This window comes from Hansschlegelia sp. KR7-227, from assembly GCF_049446035.1.
Taxonomy (GTDB): domain Bacteria; phylum Pseudomonadota; class Alphaproteobacteria; order Rhizobiales; family Methylopilaceae; genus Methylopila.
In genome coordinates this window covers 2,166,952-2,181,646 of sequence record NZ_JBMSEA010000001.1, presented here as the reverse complement: position 1 = coordinate 2,181,646, position 14,695 = coordinate 2,166,952, and the positions used below count along the sequence as shown (strand labels likewise).

The 14,695-nt window shown below is 71.5% G+C and carries 15 protein-coding genes; 5 read left to right on the top strand and 10 right to left on the bottom strand.

What is annotated here, in order from left to right; all coding sequences use genetic code 11:
• Position 1 precedes the first annotated feature (1 nt).
• Positions 2-517, bottom strand: a complete 516-nt coding sequence (locus ACO2RJ_RS10220; RefSeq protein ID WP_423267896.1) for a DUF721 domain-containing protein — start codon at positions 515-517, stop codon at positions 2-4.
• Between the two features lie 105 nt (positions 518-622).
• On the opposite strand from ACO2RJ_RS10220, the gene mutY reads away from it, so the two are divergent.
• Positions 623-1,696 carry an A/G-specific adenine glycosylase gene (gene mutY, locus ACO2RJ_RS10215; protein WP_423268953.1) on the top strand — a complete coding sequence of 358 codons (1,074 nt, stop codon included), beginning with the start codon at positions 623-625 and terminating at the stop codon, positions 1,694-1,696.
• Between the two features lie 2 nt (positions 1,697-1,698).
• Here the strand turns inward: mutY and ACO2RJ_RS10210 are convergent, their stop codons facing one another.
• The 3 genes from ACO2RJ_RS10210 to ACO2RJ_RS10200 form a co-directional block, all read right to left on the bottom strand.
• Positions 1,699-2,823, bottom strand: coding sequence for a site-specific DNA-methyltransferase (locus tag ACO2RJ_RS10210; protein WP_423267895.1), 1,125 nt, complete (start codon positions 2,821-2,823; stop codon positions 1,699-1,701).
• A 94-nt stretch (positions 2,824-2,917) separates the two neighbouring features.
• Complete coding sequence (locus ACO2RJ_RS10205; protein ID WP_423267894.1) at positions 2,918-3,571, bottom strand: ribonuclease HII; 654 nt, start codon at positions 3,569-3,571, stop codon at positions 2,918-2,920.
• 112 nt (positions 3,572-3,683) lie between these two features.
• Entirely contained in the window at positions 3,684-4,808 is a 1,125-nt protein-coding gene (locus ACO2RJ_RS10200) for a PA0069 family radical SAM protein (protein WP_423267893.1), read from the bottom strand.
• Between the two features lie 124 nt (positions 4,809-4,932).
• On the opposite strand from ACO2RJ_RS10200, the gene ACO2RJ_RS10195 reads away from it, so the two are divergent.
• Positions 4,933-5,625, top strand: a complete 693-nt coding sequence (locus ACO2RJ_RS10195) for a glycosyltransferase (protein WP_423267892.1) — start codon at positions 4,933-4,935, stop codon at positions 5,623-5,625.
• A 24-nt stretch (positions 5,626-5,649) separates the two neighbouring features.
• Here the strand turns inward: ACO2RJ_RS10195 and ACO2RJ_RS10190 are convergent, their stop codons facing one another.
• Both ACO2RJ_RS10190 and moaB read right to left on the bottom strand, forming a co-directional pair.
• Positions 5,650-6,063 (bottom strand): barstar family protein, encoded by a 414-nt coding sequence (locus ACO2RJ_RS10190; protein WP_423267891.1) that lies wholly within the window; start codon positions 6,061-6,063, stop codon positions 5,650-5,652.
• On the bottom strand, positions 6,063-6,623 hold the full coding sequence (gene moaB, locus ACO2RJ_RS10185; RefSeq protein ID WP_423267890.1) for a molybdenum cofactor biosynthesis protein B: 561 nt from the start codon (positions 6,621-6,623) through the stop codon (positions 6,063-6,065). The genes ACO2RJ_RS10190 and moaB overlap by 1 nt, the downstream gene beginning before the upstream one ends.
• Before the next feature lie 186 nt (positions 6,624-6,809).
• Here moaB and ACO2RJ_RS10180 point away from each other — a divergent pair, with 186 nt between their 5' ends.
• Together ACO2RJ_RS10180 and ACO2RJ_RS10175 are read left to right on the top strand one after the other, a co-directional pair.
• Complete coding sequence (locus ACO2RJ_RS10180) at positions 6,810-7,253, top strand: Crp/Fnr family transcriptional regulator (RefSeq protein WP_423267889.1); 444 nt, start codon at positions 6,810-6,812, stop codon at positions 7,251-7,253.
• Between the two features lies 1 nt (position 7,254).
• Positions 7,255-8,313 (top strand): hypothetical protein, encoded by a 1,059-nt coding sequence (locus ACO2RJ_RS10175; protein ID WP_423267888.1) that lies wholly within the window; start codon positions 7,255-7,257, stop codon positions 8,311-8,313.
• Positions 8,314-8,345: 32 nt separating this feature from the next.
• Here ACO2RJ_RS10175 and ypfJ read toward each other — a convergent pair whose 3' ends face one another.
• Positions 8,346-9,245, bottom strand: coding sequence for a KPN_02809 family neutral zinc metallopeptidase (ypfJ, locus tag ACO2RJ_RS10170; RefSeq protein WP_423267887.1), 900 nt, complete (start codon positions 9,243-9,245; stop codon positions 8,346-8,348).
• Between the two features lie 272 nt (positions 9,246-9,517).
• Here ypfJ and ACO2RJ_RS10165 point away from each other — a divergent pair, with 272 nt between their 5' ends.
• A complete protein-coding gene (locus ACO2RJ_RS10165; protein ID WP_423267886.1) occupies positions 9,518-11,542 on the top strand; it encodes an elongation factor G in 2,025 nt (674 codons plus the stop codon).
• Between the two features lie 49 nt (positions 11,543-11,591).
• Here ACO2RJ_RS10165 and ACO2RJ_RS10160 read toward each other — a convergent pair whose 3' ends face one another.
• From ACO2RJ_RS10160 to ACO2RJ_RS10150, 3 genes are all read right to left on the bottom strand, one after another.
• Complete coding sequence (locus tag ACO2RJ_RS10160; RefSeq protein ID WP_423267885.1) at positions 11,592-12,746, bottom strand: serine hydrolase domain-containing protein; 1,155 nt, start codon at positions 12,744-12,746, stop codon at positions 11,592-11,594.
• A gap of 222 nt (positions 12,747-12,968) precedes the next feature.
• Positions 12,969-13,112: a hypothetical protein gene (locus ACO2RJ_RS10155; RefSeq protein WP_423267884.1), complete on the bottom strand. Its 144-nt coding sequence runs from the start codon at positions 13,110-13,112 to the stop codon at positions 12,969-12,971.
• A gap of 183 nt (positions 13,113-13,295) precedes the next feature.
• Positions 13,296-14,624, bottom strand: coding sequence for a PQQ-dependent sugar dehydrogenase (locus ACO2RJ_RS10150; protein ID WP_423267883.1), 1,329 nt, complete (start codon positions 14,622-14,624; stop codon positions 13,296-13,298).
• Between the last annotated feature and the right edge of the window lie 71 nt (positions 14,625-14,695).

Here is a 14,695-nt window from a genome sequence, read left to right as displayed (position 1 = left end):
CCTATTGATCGGACCGTTTGGACCGGGCCTTGGCGAGCGCCGCATGGCCGAGCCTCTGAAGCGCCGCGTTCAGTCCCTCGTCCTCGACCGCGACGGTCGCCGCGCGGACGCGGTCGGCTTCGTCCTCGGTCGCCGGCGGGGGAGGCCGGCGGCGGCGTGCGCCGGACAGGTCCGACACAGGGCCCTGCCGCAGCTTGATCGCGCCGACGCAGGCCCAGCCGAGATGGGCGTTGACGCGCTCCATGATCTCCGGCGCGCGGTGCTGGATTTCCAGGGCGAAGGCGCCTTCGACGCGCAGCGTCAGCGTGGCCGGGGCAAGCGCCTTCGGATCGGCCGACGGGCCCCGCGGCGGGGCTGCGAGCTTCACCGGCCGCGCGAAGGCCGCGAGATCCGACCCGACGATCGTCTCCCACCGCGCCAGGATCTCCGCGCCCGCGAAGCCCTGCTTCGCCGCGGCTGGCCCGAGCGCAGTCGGCAGCAGGTCGGACAGGCGCTTGGCGTAGGACGGCTTGAGCATGGCGCGCCGGGGCTCGATAAGGGGCGTTGCTCCGCCCGCATTGACCGATGAGTCTACCGCTTGGTCGCCGCCGCTCCAATCCCGCCTCCCGCCCCCGACCCTGCGATGCTGCTCGCCTGGTACGACCGGCACCGCCGGCGGCTGCCGTGGCGGGCGGAGGCGGGGGCGCGGACGGAGCCTTATCGCGTCTGGCTGTCGGAGATCATGCTGCAGCAGACGACGGTGAAGGCGGCGGGGCCTTACTTCTTGCGCTTTCTCGCGCGCTTCCCCGACGTCCGCGCGCTCGCCGCTTCCCCGCTCGACGACGTGCTGAAGCTGTGGGCCGGGCTCGGCTATTACTCCCGGGCCCGCAACCTGCACGCCTGCGCGAAGGCGGTGGTCGAGCGGCATGGCGGCCGGTTCCCCTCGACCGAAGCGGAGCTCCTCGCGCTGCCGGGCGTCGGGCCCTACACGGCGGCCGCGATCGCCGCGATCGCCTTCGACCGCGAGGCGACCGTGGTCGACGGCAATGTCGAGCGCGTGGTCGCGCGGCTGTTCGCCGTCGACCAGCCGATGCCGGGCGCGAAACCGAGGCTGCGCGCGCTGGCCGCGACGCTGCGTCCGTCGGGCCGTCACGGCGACTTCGCGCAGGCCACCATGGATCTCGGCGCCACGATCTGCACGCCGAAGAGGCCGGCCTGCGCGCTCTGCCCGTGGTCGCCGCCCTGCGCCGCGCGCGCCGGCGGAGCGCCCGAGACCTATCCCCGCCGGGCCGCGAAGGCCGTTCGCCCGACGCGCCGCGGCGTGGCCTATTGGGTCGAACGGCCGGACGGCGCCGTTCTGGTGCGGGCGCGGCCGCTCAAAGGTCTGCTCGGCGGCATGACCGAGATTCCGACCGGCCGCTGGGAGGAAGAATTCGACATCGCGACCCCGGCGGAGTCGCTTGCCGCGGACGCGCCGCTCGCCGCGGAGTGGCGCCGGCTGCCGGGGACGGTCGCCCATGTCTTCAGCCATTTCGCGCTGGAGCTCGCCGTGCTGTCGGCGAGGGTGCCGGCGCGGACGCCGGCGCCCGCCGGCGCGCGCTGGGCGGCGCGCGCCGATCTTGCCGGCGAGGCGCTGCCCTCGGTGTTCCGCAAGGTGGCGGCGCACGCGCTGGCCGGCGAAGGCCTGTCTCCCCCGGCGCGGGCCGCGGCTGGATAGGCTCAGACCGCTTCGGCGCGCACCGTGTCGCGGAATGCGTCGATGACAGTAAGGCCGTGCGGCTCGTCGACATGCCAGAAGGTCCAGCCGTTGCAGGCCTCCGCGCCCTGCGCGATCGCGCCGATGCGGTGGATGGAGCCGATCGTGTTGCCGAGCGCGATCGTGCCGTCGGCGCGCACAGTCGCCTCATAGCGCCGCCGGGCGTCGACGAGGCGGGCGCCGGGCCGCACGAGGCCGCGCTCGACGACCGTCGCGAACGCGACGCGCGCGGCCTCGCGCTTCGCCGGCGCGGCGGCGATCGCCTCGCCCGCTTCCGGGATCACGGCGTCGATGCGGGCCTGGGCGTAAGCCGCGTAGTCGCGGTCGCGCTCCACGCCGACGAAATGGCGGCCGAGCCGCTTCGCCACCGCGCCGGTGGTGCCGGAGCCGAAGAACGGGTCGAGCACGACGTCGCCGGGCTTCGAGGCCGACAACAGGACGCGAGCGAGCAGCGCCTCGGGCTTCTGCGTCGGGTGGGCCTTGCGGCCGTCGTCGCCCTTCAGCCGTTCGCCGCCCGAGCAGATCGGGATCAGCCAGTCGGAGCGCGGCTGCAGATCCTCGTTGCCGGCCTTCAGCGCCTCGTAATTGAAGGTGTAGCCCTTGGCGTCCGCGCTGCGGGCGGCCCAGATCAACGTCTCGTGCGCGTTGGTGAAGCGGCGGCCGCGGAAGTTCGGCATCGGGTTGGTCTTGCGCCACACGACGTCGTTGAGCACCCAGAAGCCGAGGTCCTGCAACGCGGAGCCGACGCGGAAGATGTTGTGGTAGCTGCCGATCACCCACAGCGTGCCGGTCGGCTTCAGGACGCGTCGCACGGCGAGCAGCCAGGCGCGGGTGAAAGCGTCATAGGCCGAGAAGCTCTCGAACCGGTCCCAGGCGTCGTCGACGGCGTCGACAAGGCTCTGGTCGGGACGCCGCAGGTCGCCCTGAAGCTGCAGATTGTAGGGCGGGTCGGCGAAGACGAGGTCGACCGAGGCCGCCGGAAGCTTCTCGAGTTCGGCGACGCAATCGCCGATGAGAATCGTGTCGAGCGGCAGCGCGGGAGCTTCGATCCGGGCGGCGGGCGCCGCGCCGATACGCCGAAGGGCCATGGGTCTCGATCCGTCTTGTTACGCGAACTGAACGGACCGGAGTCTCGGTTCGGTAACGTAAAGGCGGGGTCAAGAAGCGTGGTGAACGGAAGGTTTACGCCGCGAGGAGGGCTGCGACCGGCGCGAAGAAACGGCGGTGGCAGACGCAGGGGCCGAGCGCGGTCAGCGCGGCGAGATGCTCGGGCGTGCCATAGCCCATATGCCGCTCGAACCCGTAGCCGGGAAAACGGGTCCCGAGCCGGCTCATGATCCGATCGCGCGCCACTTTCGCAACGATCGACGCTGCGGCGATCGACAGCACGCTGGCGTCGCCGCCGATGACGGGCTCGGCGGCGCAGGCGAGGCCGGGCGGCGCGTCGCGCCCGTCGACCAGCGCAAGCTCCGCCCGCACCCCGAGGCCGGCGACCGCCCGCGACATCGCCCACAGCGTCGCCCCGCGGATGTTGAGCCGCTCGATGCGCTCGGTCGATGCGGCGACGAAGGCCACCGTCGACGTCGCGACGATGGCGGCGAAAAGCTCCTCGCGCCGGGCCGCGGTCAGCGCCTTGGAATCGGCGAGGCCTTCCGGAATCCGCCTCGGATCGAGAACGACGGCGGCCGCGACCACCGGGCCGGCCAGCGGTCCGCGGCCGGCCTCGTCGACGCCCGCGACCACGCGCAGGCCGCGCGCGAAGGCTGCGGACTCGCGGTCGAAGGTGGCCGCCGGGGCAGGCGGGGCCGCCGCGCGGGCGGAGGGCGGGCAGGGCATCAGGCGACGACGATCTCAGTTTGCGTGAGCGGTCGCCATCATCGCTGATTCGAGGGCGCGGCGCGACGGGACGGCCCGCGCCGTCCCCGACATCCACCGCGCGTCGGAGCACTTAAAACAGCGAGAGCTGTTCGCTCCGGGCGTCGCCCGACCTGCGAACCGGCGGCACGAACAGGTCTGTCCTCAGCCGCAGATGTCGGCGATCGAGACCGAGCCGCCGCGCGGCCATCTCGAAGCGGCGGCCGATGGTCCAGGCCACGACGCCTTCGCCGGTCTGCCGCGTGCCCCAGCCGCTGTCGTAGAGCTTGCCGCCGCGCGTCTCGCGCACCAGCGACAGGATCCGCCGCATCTTGGCGGGGTGGCGCTCCAGCAGCCATTCCTGGACGAGGTCTTTGATCTCGTTCGGCAGCCGCAGCAGGACGTAGCCGGCCTCATCGGCGCCGGCGGCGTGGGCCGCCTCCAGCAAGCGGTCGACCTCATGGTCGTTCAGCGCCGGAATGATCGGGGCGGTCAGCACCGTGACGGGCACGCCCGCCTCGACCAGCGCTTTGATGGTCGCAAGCCGCCGGGCCGGCGTCGGCGCGCGCGGCTCCATGCCACGCGCGACCTCCGGGTCGAGCGTGGTCAGCGAGATCGCGACCTTCGCCAGCCCCTTCGCCGCCATGCGCGCGAGGATGTCGAGATCGCGCAGCACGAGCGCGGACTTCGTGACGATCCCGACCGGGTGGTTCGTCTCCTCGAGCACTTCGAGGATCTTGCGCGTCAACCGGTACGTCTTTTCGATCGGCTGGTAGGGATCGGTGTTCGTGCCGAGTGCGATCGTGCGCGGCTTATAGGAGGCGGCGGCGAGTTCGCGGCGCAGCAGGTCGGCGACGTTCGGCTTCGCCGTCAGCTTGGCCTCGAAGTCGAGGCCCGGCGACAGGCCGAGATAGGCGTGGGTCGGCCGCGCGAAGCAATAGACGCAGCCGTGCTCGCAGCCGCGATAGGGGTTGATCGAGCGGTCGAAGGCGATGTCGGGCGACTGGTTGCGGGTGATCGCCGTCCGCGCGGTCTCCAGCGCGACCTCGGTCCGGAACGGCGGGAGCTCGGACAGGCTGTCCCAGCCGTCGTCCTCCTCGACGCGCGTGAGCGGCTCGAACCTTCCGCTGGCGTTGCTGAGCGCGCCCCGGCCGCGGCGACGTTCGCCGGACAAGGCGACGGAGGGGGCTGAGACAAAGGCGCGAGCTGGCTCGGACATGACCGAGATCTAGCGCGCCGAAAGGAACATATCAAGAACATAACTGTGTTCCCGTCGCCATGGGGCGAAGATACGTGGGCGCACGGGCGGACAACCCGTTTTTCTCATGCTAGCGTCCGCACTTATGCTGAGCGTGATCATCCCGACCCGGAACGACGAGCGGACCTTGGTGCCGACGCTGGCCTCGCTGGTTCCCGGCGTCGCCGACGGCGTGGTGCGCGACGTCGTGATCGCGGACGGCGGGTCGACGGACGGCACGCTCGAGGTCGCGGACGTCGCGGGATGCAACGTGCTGGGCGGCGGCGCCTGCCGCGGCGCCCGGCTCGACGCGGCCGCGCGCCGCTCCAAGGGCCCCTGGCTGCTGTTCCTGGAGCCTGGCGTGACGCTCGGCGAGGGCTGGCGGCAGGAGGTGCGCTCGCTGATCGATACGCTGGAGCGCTCCGGCCGCGAACATCGGTGCGCGGCGGTGTTCCGGTTCGGGCTCGACGATTTTGGCGCCGGCGCGCGCGCCGCGGAACGGCTCGCGGCCCTTCGCGACGCCCTGACAGGGCTGCCGCAGCCGGAGCAGGGGCTCTTGATCCACAAGCGCTTCTACGAGAGCGTCGGGGGCTACCGCGCGCTTCCCGCGATGGCCGAGGCCGACCTCATCCGGCGCATCGGGCGCCGTCGCATTCTGCGGCTCCGGGCGCGCGCGCTTGCGTCCGCGAACCGGGCTCCCCGCCGCGAGGGCGAACGGACGGGGCTCCGCGCGGCCTTGGGCGAGGGCCTGTTGATGCTGCGCGTCCCGCCAAGCCTCGTCGCCCGGCTCCACGACTGAACGTCGGCTCCGGCTCCGGCCGGATCAATGGAGATCGCTCGTTTCGAGCAGGCGTTCGATGCGCCGCCTCTCCCATTCCGGAAACACCACTTCGAGCTTGTGCGGCTCGTCTTCGCGCCACCAGCGCACGGCGTCCCGCAGGATGCTGAGATAATGGCGCAGGTCGGAGTCGGGCAGCCGCGGCAGAGTTTCATGCACCAGGATGATCGTGCGGTCGCTCATCCAGCTGAAGTCGCAGAGCCCGTCGAACAGCGCGTCCCATTCGAAGGTGAAGACGTCGGGAAACCACAGGGCGCGGTGGAACGCGCGGAGAAGCTCGTCCTTGCGGGCTATGCCGGACGGCAGCCGCCAGTAGAACGACGCGCCGTTGACGCGGCCCTGGAAGTCCGCGACGAAGCGGAAGCCGGTGGCGTCGCGCGCCGGGGCGGCCGCGCCCATCAGGCGGCCGGGGCGCGCAGCTTGCCGCGCTTCAGATGTTCGTCGAGCCGGGGCAGGATTTCGACGAAGTTGCAGGGTTTGTGACGGTAGTCGAGCTGGGCCGCGAGCACGCCGTCCCAGGCGTCCTTGCAGGCGCCGGTCGATCCCGGAAGCACGAACACGAAGGTCTTGCCGGCGACGCCCGCGGTCGCGCGCGACTGAAGCGTCGACGTGCCGATCACGCCGTTGGAATAGGCGTGAAACAGGTTGGAGAAGCCGTCCATGCGCTTTTCGAACATGGGCTCCAGCGCGTCGGGGCTGACGTCGCGGCCGGTGAAGCCGGTTCCGCCGGTCGTGAGCACCACGTCGGTCGCAGGGTCCGCGACGAACCCTCCGACGGCGGAGCGCAGCGCCTCGCGGTCGTCCGGCACGATCGCACGGCCGGTGACGCGGTGCCCGGCGGCCTCGACGCGGCCCGCCAGGGTGTCGCCGGACCGGTCGTCGGACAGCCCGCGGGTGTCCGAAACGGTCACGATCGCGATGCCGAGCGGCACGAAGGGTCGGGTGTCGTCGAACGTCATGGGCGACTCAAATCGCCTCCCTATGAGGCAACATCATACCCGAAACGAGGCTTCGATTCGACCCAAAGCGGCCTGTGCTCGCGATCTCTTGAGCAGGGGCCGCGCCATGGCCTCCCGGCAAGGGCGGCTTGCGCCGACGCGACCTCAACGCCATCTTGGCACAAAAGCGTACGGAGCGACGCCCGCGTGACGCCTCAGGCCTTCGCCCAGCTGCCCTTCTTCGCGGCCTTCTCGCCTGGCACGCGGAATGGGCTGCTCGCCGGATCCGCCCTGCGCGAGCACGGCGCCGGCGAAACCATTCTCGCGCGCGACCGAACCACCGAAGATTTTTACTTCCTGCTCTCCGGCCGCTGGACGATGCGCCGCTTCGTGCGCGGCGTGCCGGAGGCTCTGGTCTGGCGCGACGACGCGCCGGGCGCGTGGGTCTCCGGCGTCGCGGCGCTGGAGGCGATCGCGCCGACCGACGTGTTCGCCGACCGTCCCTGCGAGGTCATGGCGTCGCCCCGCGAGCTCGTCCACGCGCTCTGCGCCGAAGACCCCGCTCTCGCGACCCGGCTCCTGCGCGACATCCACCGCTGGGCCGAGCGGCTCGAGGTCCACGCCGCGCTGATGCGCGCCAGGGGGCCGTGAGATGGGCGCGCGCGCCGTCAAGGCGGTCGACCGGCTGGCGCTTGGCTGCCGGCTCGTCCTCGCGGGCTCGCTCGCGGCGGCCGCGATCGGATACGCTTCGGGCTGGGGTCTCGAGGCGCCGCTCGAGGTCGCGATCGCGCGAACGCTGTCCGACGTGGCGCCGGCCGAGACGCTGAACGCCCGCGCGCTGGCAGCCATCGAGGTCGAAGACGTCGATCTCGCCCGCGGCTACGCCGATCTCGCCGCCGAGCTGAAGCGCCCGCTGCCTGCGGCGACGCTCGCCCGGCTGGACGCGGCGGAGGCCCCTGGAGCTACGGCGCTCCGCGCCGCCCGCGGCGTCGCGCGCGGCTTCGCGACCGGCGCGGCGGACAGCCCGGCTGCGCTCGGCGGCGCGCTCGCGGCCGATTTCACCGTTGTGGGCGACCTCCGCGATCTTGCGGGCGAGGGCATGAAGCTCGCCCGCGGCGAGGAGGCGAACGAGCTGATTCTCGGCCTCGCAGCCGTCGGCGTGGCGGCCACGGCGGCGACCCTCGCCACCGCGAGCCTTGCCGCTCCCGCCAAGGCGGGCGTCTCGATCCTCAAGGCGGCCCGCCGCACGGGCGCGCTCACGGCGGAGTTCGCCGCCGATCTCGGCCGCCGGATGACGAGGACGGGCGGGCGCGGCCTGGACGCCGCGCGCGCCGCGCCGGGCGCGGCCGCCGCGGATGTGGGGCGCGGCGCGACCGGGATCGCCGCGGTCGCGGGCGTGGCGACCGAGCTTCGCGCCGTCTCCGCGGCGGCCGGCGGTCCGGCCGAGACCGTCCGGCTGATGCGCTTCGTGCGCTCGGTCGACGACCTGCCCGAGCTACGGCGCTTTTCCGCCCGTTTCGGCAAGCAGACGCGCGCCGTCGCGGAAGTCACCGGCAAGGCGTCGCTGCGCGCCTTCCGCGTCACGATCCGCGTCGGCGAGCTTCTGATGAAGCATCTGCTCGGCGTGCTGATGTGGGTCGGCGGCCTCCTCGCCGGCGCCGTCTCAAATCTCGGCTGGCGCGGAGCCCGACTGGTCGCCGCGCGCGCCTGAGCGTTCCAGACGACCTTTCGAGGTCGCGCCGATCACAGGCGTCCGGCGAAGGTGTTGCACTGTTTCGGATCGCCGCCCTGGAGGCCGGTGCGGAACCACTTCACGCGCTGCGCGGAGGAGCCGTGGGTGAAGCTGTCCGGCACCACGTCGCCGCCGGACCGGCGCTGGAGCGTGTCGTCGCCGATCTGGGTCGCGGCCGTCAGCGCGCCCTCGACGTCGCCCTGCTCGAGGATGTTGAACTTCTTCTGGGCCCAATAGGCCCAGACGCCGGCGAAGCAGTCCGCCTGCAGCTCGATCCGGACCGAGATCGCGTTCGCCTCCTCCTCCGAGCGCGCGCGCTCCCTGAGGCCGTTCGCCTTGTCCATGATCCCGAGCTGGTTTTGGACGTGATGGCCGACCTCGTGGGCGATCACATAGGCCCGGGCGAACTCTCCGGGCGCCTTGAACTTGCGCGCGAGCTCCTCGAAGAACTCGGTGTCGAGATAGACCCGCTGGTCGCCGGGACAGTAGAACGGCCCCATCGCCGACACGCCGCGTCCGCAGGCGGAGCGCACCTGGCCGGAGAACAGCGTCAGGCGCGGGTCCTTGTACTGCTGGCCGGACTGCTTGAAGAGGTCGCGCCAGACGTCCTCCGTCTGCGCCAGCACCGCGCGCACGAACTCGCCCTCGCGCTGATCCCCCGGACTGAGCTCGCGCTTCTGACCCTGCGGCCGCTCCTGCTGCTCATAGCCGCTCCCGCCGCCTTGGATGGTCTCGAGCCCGGCGAGGATCAGCCGCGGATCGACGCCGAGCGCCCATGATATGAGCCCGACGACGATCAGTCCGCCGATCCCGACGCCGCCTCCGCCGCCGGGAAAGCGGAAGCCGCCGCCGCCGCCTTCGCCGCGCACGTCGTCGACATTGTCGCTCCGGCGGAAATCATCCCAGCGCATCGGCGCTATCCCCTGACATGCGGCCCCTTGAAGGCGACAGATAGCGCTCGGGCGCGCGCCGGGTACATGCCCCTTCGGCAACGGTCGATGGCGTGACTCCTTTGCCGCAGCAAGATGCGCGGGGAGTCCTCGCGCGAGAAATAGCGCGCGATCGAAGGATCCGACCCGCGGACGGCGCGCCTCATCCTTTCGGCGGATGGTTTCGAAAGCTTTGGTCGAGACGCGGGCCGAGGCGTAGCATCTCCGGCAAAACGACAAGGGAGGCCGTTCGGATGACCGCGCAACCCCGATGCGTCGCGCTCGTAGGGCCGTCCCAGAGCGGAAAGACCGCTCTGTTCGAGGCGATCCTGCGTCGCGTCGGCGCGGCCGACGGAGCCTCCCCGCGGAACGGCCATGCGGTCGGAGATCCAAGCCCGGAAGCCCGCGCCCATGGGCTGAGCGTCGAGGCCACGGTCGCGTCCGTCAGCTATCTCGGCGACGCCTTCGCCTTCATCGACTGTCCGGGATCGGTCGACTTCCGGCACGCGGCGAGCGTCGTCCTGCCGTTCTGCGACGCCGCCGTGGTGGTCTGCGAGCCCGACGAGCGCAAGGTCGCCGCGCTGCAGCTCACCCTGCGCGAACTCGAGACGCTCGGCGTTCCGCATCTGCTGTTTCTCAACAAGATCGACGCGGCGGCGGGCGGCGTCCATGACACGCTCGCCCAGTTGCAGGCGGCGTCCCGCGCGCCGCTCCTGCTGCGGCAGCTGCCGATGATCAGGGAGGGGCGCGCCGTCGGCTTCATCGACCTCGCGCTGGAGCGGGCCTTCGTCTACCGCGACGGCGAGCCGAGCGAGATCATCGATCTGCCCAAGGGCGAGCTGGAGTGGGAGCGCGAGGAGCGCTTCCACATGCTGGAGCGGCTCGCCGACCATGACGACCGGCTGATGGAGGACCTCATCCTGGAGGTCGAGCCGGAGCGGCGCCGCGTGTTCGCCGACCTCGCCAGCGAGTTCCGCGACAATCACGTCGTCTCGGTTCTGCTCGGCTCGGCCTGCCGCGGCAACGGCGTCACCCGGCTCCTCAAGGCGCTCCGCCACGAGGCGCCGGCGATCGGAGAGACCCGGGCGCGGCTCGGGATCGCCGACGACGGCCCGCCGCTGGCGGCGGCGCTGAAAACCGCGCATCCGGGCTTCGGCGGCAAGATGACGGTCGCGCGCGTGCTGCGCGGCGTCTTCCGCGAAGGGGACGCGGCGAGGGGCGCGGCCGGGGGCGAAGGGCGCGTCGCGGGCGTGGTCGCGCTGCTGGGCGAGCAGACCGCCCGCATCGGGCAGGCGGAGGAGGGCGCCGTCGCAGGCTTTCTGCGGCTCGACGCGATCGCGACCGGCGAAAGCTTCGGCGTCGGCGCCGCGCCTCCGCCGATCGGGACGACGGAGCGGCCGGAGCCCGTCCACGCCGTCGCCCTGAAGACCCGCGAGCGCAAGGACGACGTGCGTCTCTCCGCGGCGTTGACCAAGCTCGCGGAGGAGGATCCGTCCCTCGTCCTGGGGCAGTCCGCGGAGCTGCACGAGCTCAGGCTCGCAGGGCAGGGCGAGATGCATCTGCGCTGCGCCGTGGAGCGGCTCGCCTCGCGCTATCAGCTGTCGGTCGCGATCGAACGGCCGGGCGTCGGCTACCGCGAGACCTTCAAGGCCCCGGCCGCCGCGCATGGCCGCCACAAGAAGCAGAGCGGGGGCCACGGGCAGTTCGGCGACGTGCGGATCGAGGTGCGGCCCCTCGAGCGCGGCGCGGGCGTCCGCTTCGAGGACAAGGTGGTTGGCGGCGCCGTGCCGCGCCAATACGTCCCGTCCGTCGAGGCCGGCGTGCGGGCCTGGGCGGAGCGCGGGCCGCTCGGATTTCCGGTCGTGGACTTCGCGGCGGCGCTCGTCGACGGCGGCTTCCATACGGTGGATTCCTCCGACGCGGCGTTCCAGGCCGCGGCGCGGCTCGCGATGAACGAGGCCGCCGCCCAGGCCGGCATGACCTTGCTCGAGCCCGTTCTCGCCGTCACCGTCTTCGCGCCGGCGGCGGCGACAGCGGGCGTGACCCAGCTCGTCGCCGGCCGCCGAGGGCAGATCCTCGGCTACGACGCCCGGTCCGATTGGGACGATTGGATCGCGCTCGACGCGTTGATCCCGGAGTCCGAGATGGACGGGCTCGTGGTGCAGCTGCGATCGGCCACGGCGGGCGTCGGCTCGTTCTCCGCGCGCCTCGCGAAGATGGCCGAACTGAGCGGCTCGACGGCCGACCAGGCTCTTGGCCGGGACCGCAGGACGGGATGACCCTCGCGACGGGACAAGGCTCGCGCCGCGCCCCCGGCCGACGTCCCGTTCAGTCCCGCAGCAGTCCGCCGTCGGAGCCGCCGAGCGGAGCCGGGGCCGCCGCCGCTTCCGACGCCGGAGCGGACGCTCGCGCGGCGCCGGACGCGCCGGGATAGGCGGCGGCGTATAGCCTGTCGTAGAGATCGCCGACCGAGCCGGAGGCCGCCTGCGGCGCGTAGGTCGCGACGAAGCGCAGGTTCTGCCGCCACATCGCGAAGAAGGCGGCGAAGTCCGCCTTGCGCCCGGGCTCCGTCCAGCGCCAGTCGCCGACATGCAGAAGGTCGTACGACCCGCCGTTGCGGCGCATCTCGACGCCGATGCCGTAGCTCACGCCGTTGACATCCGTCTTCGGCCACGCCGCCGGCCCGGTCTTCATGAGCTTCGACGCGGGGCGGAAATGGTCGAGGAACCGCGCGTAATCGAGCGCGGAGATCCGCCAGCCGCCGAAGGACGACATCACCGCCCATTGCGGATTGAGCGTGGCCGCGCCCGCCCCGACCGGCGCAAGCACGGTCTTGCGGCACCATGTTTCGTAAGGTTGCTTGGTCTTCGCCTCGATGACGAGGCCGAGGGCCGCGTAATTGACGTTGTTGTAGCGGAACGTCTTGACGGCCAGGGGAACCCGCAGCGCCATGGCGAGGATCGGGCTCAGGTTCTTCTTCCGGAAGTCGAGCGCGGCGAATTCGGCCGAGCCTTGCGCCGGATCGTAGCCGAGGCCGCTCGTATGGGTCAGTAGCTCGCGGACGGTGATCTGGCGCGCCGCGGCGTCATAGGGCGGGTTGGCCTTGAAATAGGCCGGTATGAGCTGCGAGAGGCGGGCGTTGTAGCTGAGCCGTCCCGCCTCGACGAGCTTCGCCACGCACACGCCGGTGATCGCCTTGCTCAGGCTCGCCACAGGCACCGGCGTGTCGACCTTCCGCGCGCCCCGCGCGGCCTGACCGATGACGGTTTCACCCCGCATGGCGACGAAGCTTGCGTTCGGGACGTTCCAGGCCCTCGCCCAGGCCTGGAACGCCGCGGCCATGCGCTTGCCCTGAGGGTCGGCGGCCGCCGCGGCGACGAGCCCGTCCGCCGCCGTCTCCTGCGCACGGCTCCGGCCCGGCGGGAGCGCGAGGCAAATGACGCCCGCAAGGGCCCAGGCGATCGCCGTCCGCGCAGTCCTCATCGCCCCGCCCACCCATGGCCGTATGGTATGGTTTTGGATGCTACGCCGCTTGGATCGAACGCTCCAGGCGAAATCGTGGCGTGGCCCGCGTCAACCGATCGCGGGCCCGGCCGCCGTCGATGACGGGGCGCGCCGGACGGTCCATGCAGGGCCGGCGGCGTCGCAACGCAAAAGGGCCGCCCGGGGGCGGCCCTTTCGTAGTCGTTCAATGCGTCGCGGGGCTCAGAGGCCGAAAGGCTGCTCGGCGTTGGTGCGCACGTTGGCGGCGTGAGCTTCGTCGAAGAAAGCCTCGAGGAACGCGGCGACCTTCGAGAAGAAGTGGGAGATCGCGGAGCCGCCCTGGGCGGCGAGAGAGGCGGTGGTCATCGTCCTGCACCTTTTGCGGAAGGCGCCGAAGCGCCGTTGTTCGTTGACCGCAATCTGGCATGCCAGATGCCATGTCGGTAGCGCGGAACCCACATGCCAGTCATGCGATTGGTGCAGTGCAGCAGACGTCCTGCCGTAACCAAACTGACCCCTCCCAGCCATGTCGGGGAGGGGTCAGCCGCCTCAGCTGCCGGCTTGGCCGGGCGTGACGCGCCAGATCTTGTTGCCGACGTCGTCGGCGACGAGCAATGCGCCGGCCTTGTCCACGGCGACGCCGACCGGACGTCCCTGGGCTTGTCCGTCCTTATCGAGGAAGCCGGTCAGCACGTCCTCGGGCGGCCCGGCGGGCTTGCCGTCCTTGAACGGCACGAAGATCACCTTGTAGCCGCTCGGCGGCTTTCGGTTCCAGGAGCCGTGCTGGCCGATGAAGGCGCCGTGACGGTACTTCTCCGGGAACAGGCCGCCTTCATAGAAGGTCAGCCCGAGCGAGGCCGTGTGCGGCCCGAGCGCGTAGTCCGGAACGATGGCCTTGGCCACGAGGTCCGGCCGCGCCGGCTGCGCGCGCGCGTCGACATGGTTTCCGTAATAGCTGTACGGCCACCCGTAGAAGCCGCCCTCCTTCACCGAGGTCATGTAGTCCGGCACCAGATCGGAGCCGATCTCGTCACGCTCGTTGACGACGACCCAGAGCTCGCCAGTGTCCGGCTGCAAGGAGGGGCCGTTCGGGTTGCGCAGGCCGGAGGCGAACAGCCGCGTCGACTTCGTCGCGACGTCGATCGCCAGGACGGCCGCGCGGTTCTCTTCTTTCTCCATGCCGTTCTCGGCGACGTTCGAATTCGAGCCGACGGTGGCGTAGAGCGTCTTGCCGTCCTTCGACGCGGCCAGATCCTTCGTCCAGTGATGGTTCAGCGGGCCGCCCGGCAGATCGACCAGCTTTTCAGGCTTCGCCGAAATCTCGGTGTCGCCTTCCTTGTAGGGCACCGAAACGATCGCGTCGGTGTTCGCGATATACAGCCGGTCGCCGACCAGAGTGACGCCGAAGGGCGAATTCAGTCCCTTCACCAGCACGCTGCGCATCTCGGCCTTGCCGTCGCCGTCGGCGTCGCGCAGCAGCGAGATGCGGTTCGCGCTCTCGACCTTGGCCCCGGCGCGGGCCATGAACAGGCCCTGGATCCAGGCCTTCACGCCCTTGCCGTCCTCGGGCTTCGGCGGCTCCGCGGTCTCGACCACGAGCACGTCGCCGTTCGGCAGGGCGTAGGGCTTGCGCGGATGATCGAGGCCGCCGGCGAACTCGACGACGGTCAACCCAGCGCCCGCGGTCGGGCGCGCGCCGTCCGCCCAGCCCGTCGCCTTGGCGACGTTGACGGTCGGGAACATCGTCTTGTTGGGCGCCGGCAGGGTCGGCTTCGGGCCGTAACCTTCAGAGAGCGGAACGGTCGCTTCCTCGCCGCAGCCGGCGAGCGACGCGCCGAGCGCGCCGAGGACGATGAGCCGTAAGGCGAGTGAGGTCATGTGCAATGATCGCTTTGCCGGAGGAGTCGCATGTCGGAGTCGGAACGCGCCGGGGGCTCCAAGGGTTGCCG

Excerpts from the sequence above, each read along its gene's own strand:
- moaB (WP_423267890.1), bottom strand. The coding sequence starts at position 6,623 with ATGACGTTCGACGACACCCGACCCTTCGTGCCGCTCGGCATCGCGATC.
- ACO2RJ_RS10200 (WP_423267893.1), bottom strand. The coding sequence starts at position 4,808 with ATGTCCGAGCCAGCTCGCGCCTTTGTCTCAGCCCCCTCCGTCGCCTTG.
- ACO2RJ_RS10195 (WP_423267892.1), top strand. The coding sequence starts at position 4,933 with ATGCTGAGCGTGATCATCCCGACCCGGAACGACGAGCGGACCTTGGTG.
- ACO2RJ_RS10220 (WP_423267896.1), bottom strand. The coding sequence starts at position 517 with ATGCTCAAGCCGTCCTACGCCAAGCGCCTGTCCGACCTGCTGCCGACT.
- ACO2RJ_RS10205 (WP_423267894.1), bottom strand. The coding sequence starts at position 3,571 with ATGCCCTGCCCGCCCTCCGCCCGCGCGGCGGCCCCGCCTGCCCCGGCG.
- ACO2RJ_RS10160 (WP_423267885.1), bottom strand. The coding sequence starts at position 12,746 with ATGAGGACTGCGCGGACGGCGATCGCCTGGGCCCTTGCGGGCGTCATT.
- ACO2RJ_RS10155 (WP_423267884.1), bottom strand. The coding sequence starts at position 13,112 with ATGACCACCGCCTCTCTCGCCGCCCAGGGCGGCTCCGCGATCTCCCAC.
- mutY (WP_423268953.1), top strand. The coding sequence starts at position 623 with ATGCTGCTCGCCTGGTACGACCGGCACCGCCGGCGGCTGCCGTGGCGG.
- ypfJ (WP_423267887.1), bottom strand. The coding sequence starts at position 9,245 with ATGCGCTGGGATGATTTCCGCCGGAGCGACAATGTCGACGACGTGCGC.
- ACO2RJ_RS10210 (WP_423267895.1), bottom strand. The coding sequence starts at position 2,823 with ATGGCCCTTCGGCGTATCGGCGCGGCGCCCGCCGCCCGGATCGAAGCT.
- ACO2RJ_RS10175 (WP_423267888.1), top strand. The coding sequence starts at position 7,255 with ATGGGCGCGCGCGCCGTCAAGGCGGTCGACCGGCTGGCGCTTGGCTGC.
- ACO2RJ_RS10165 (WP_423267886.1), top strand. The coding sequence starts at position 9,518 with ATGACCGCGCAACCCCGATGCGTCGCGCTCGTAGGGCCGTCCCAGAGC.
- ACO2RJ_RS10150 (WP_423267883.1), bottom strand. The coding sequence starts at position 14,624 with ATGACCTCACTCGCCTTACGGCTCATCGTCCTCGGCGCGCTCGGCGCG.
- ACO2RJ_RS10190 (WP_423267891.1), bottom strand. The coding sequence starts at position 6,063 with ATGGGCGCGGCCGCCCCGGCGCGCGACGCCACCGGCTTCCGCTTCGTC.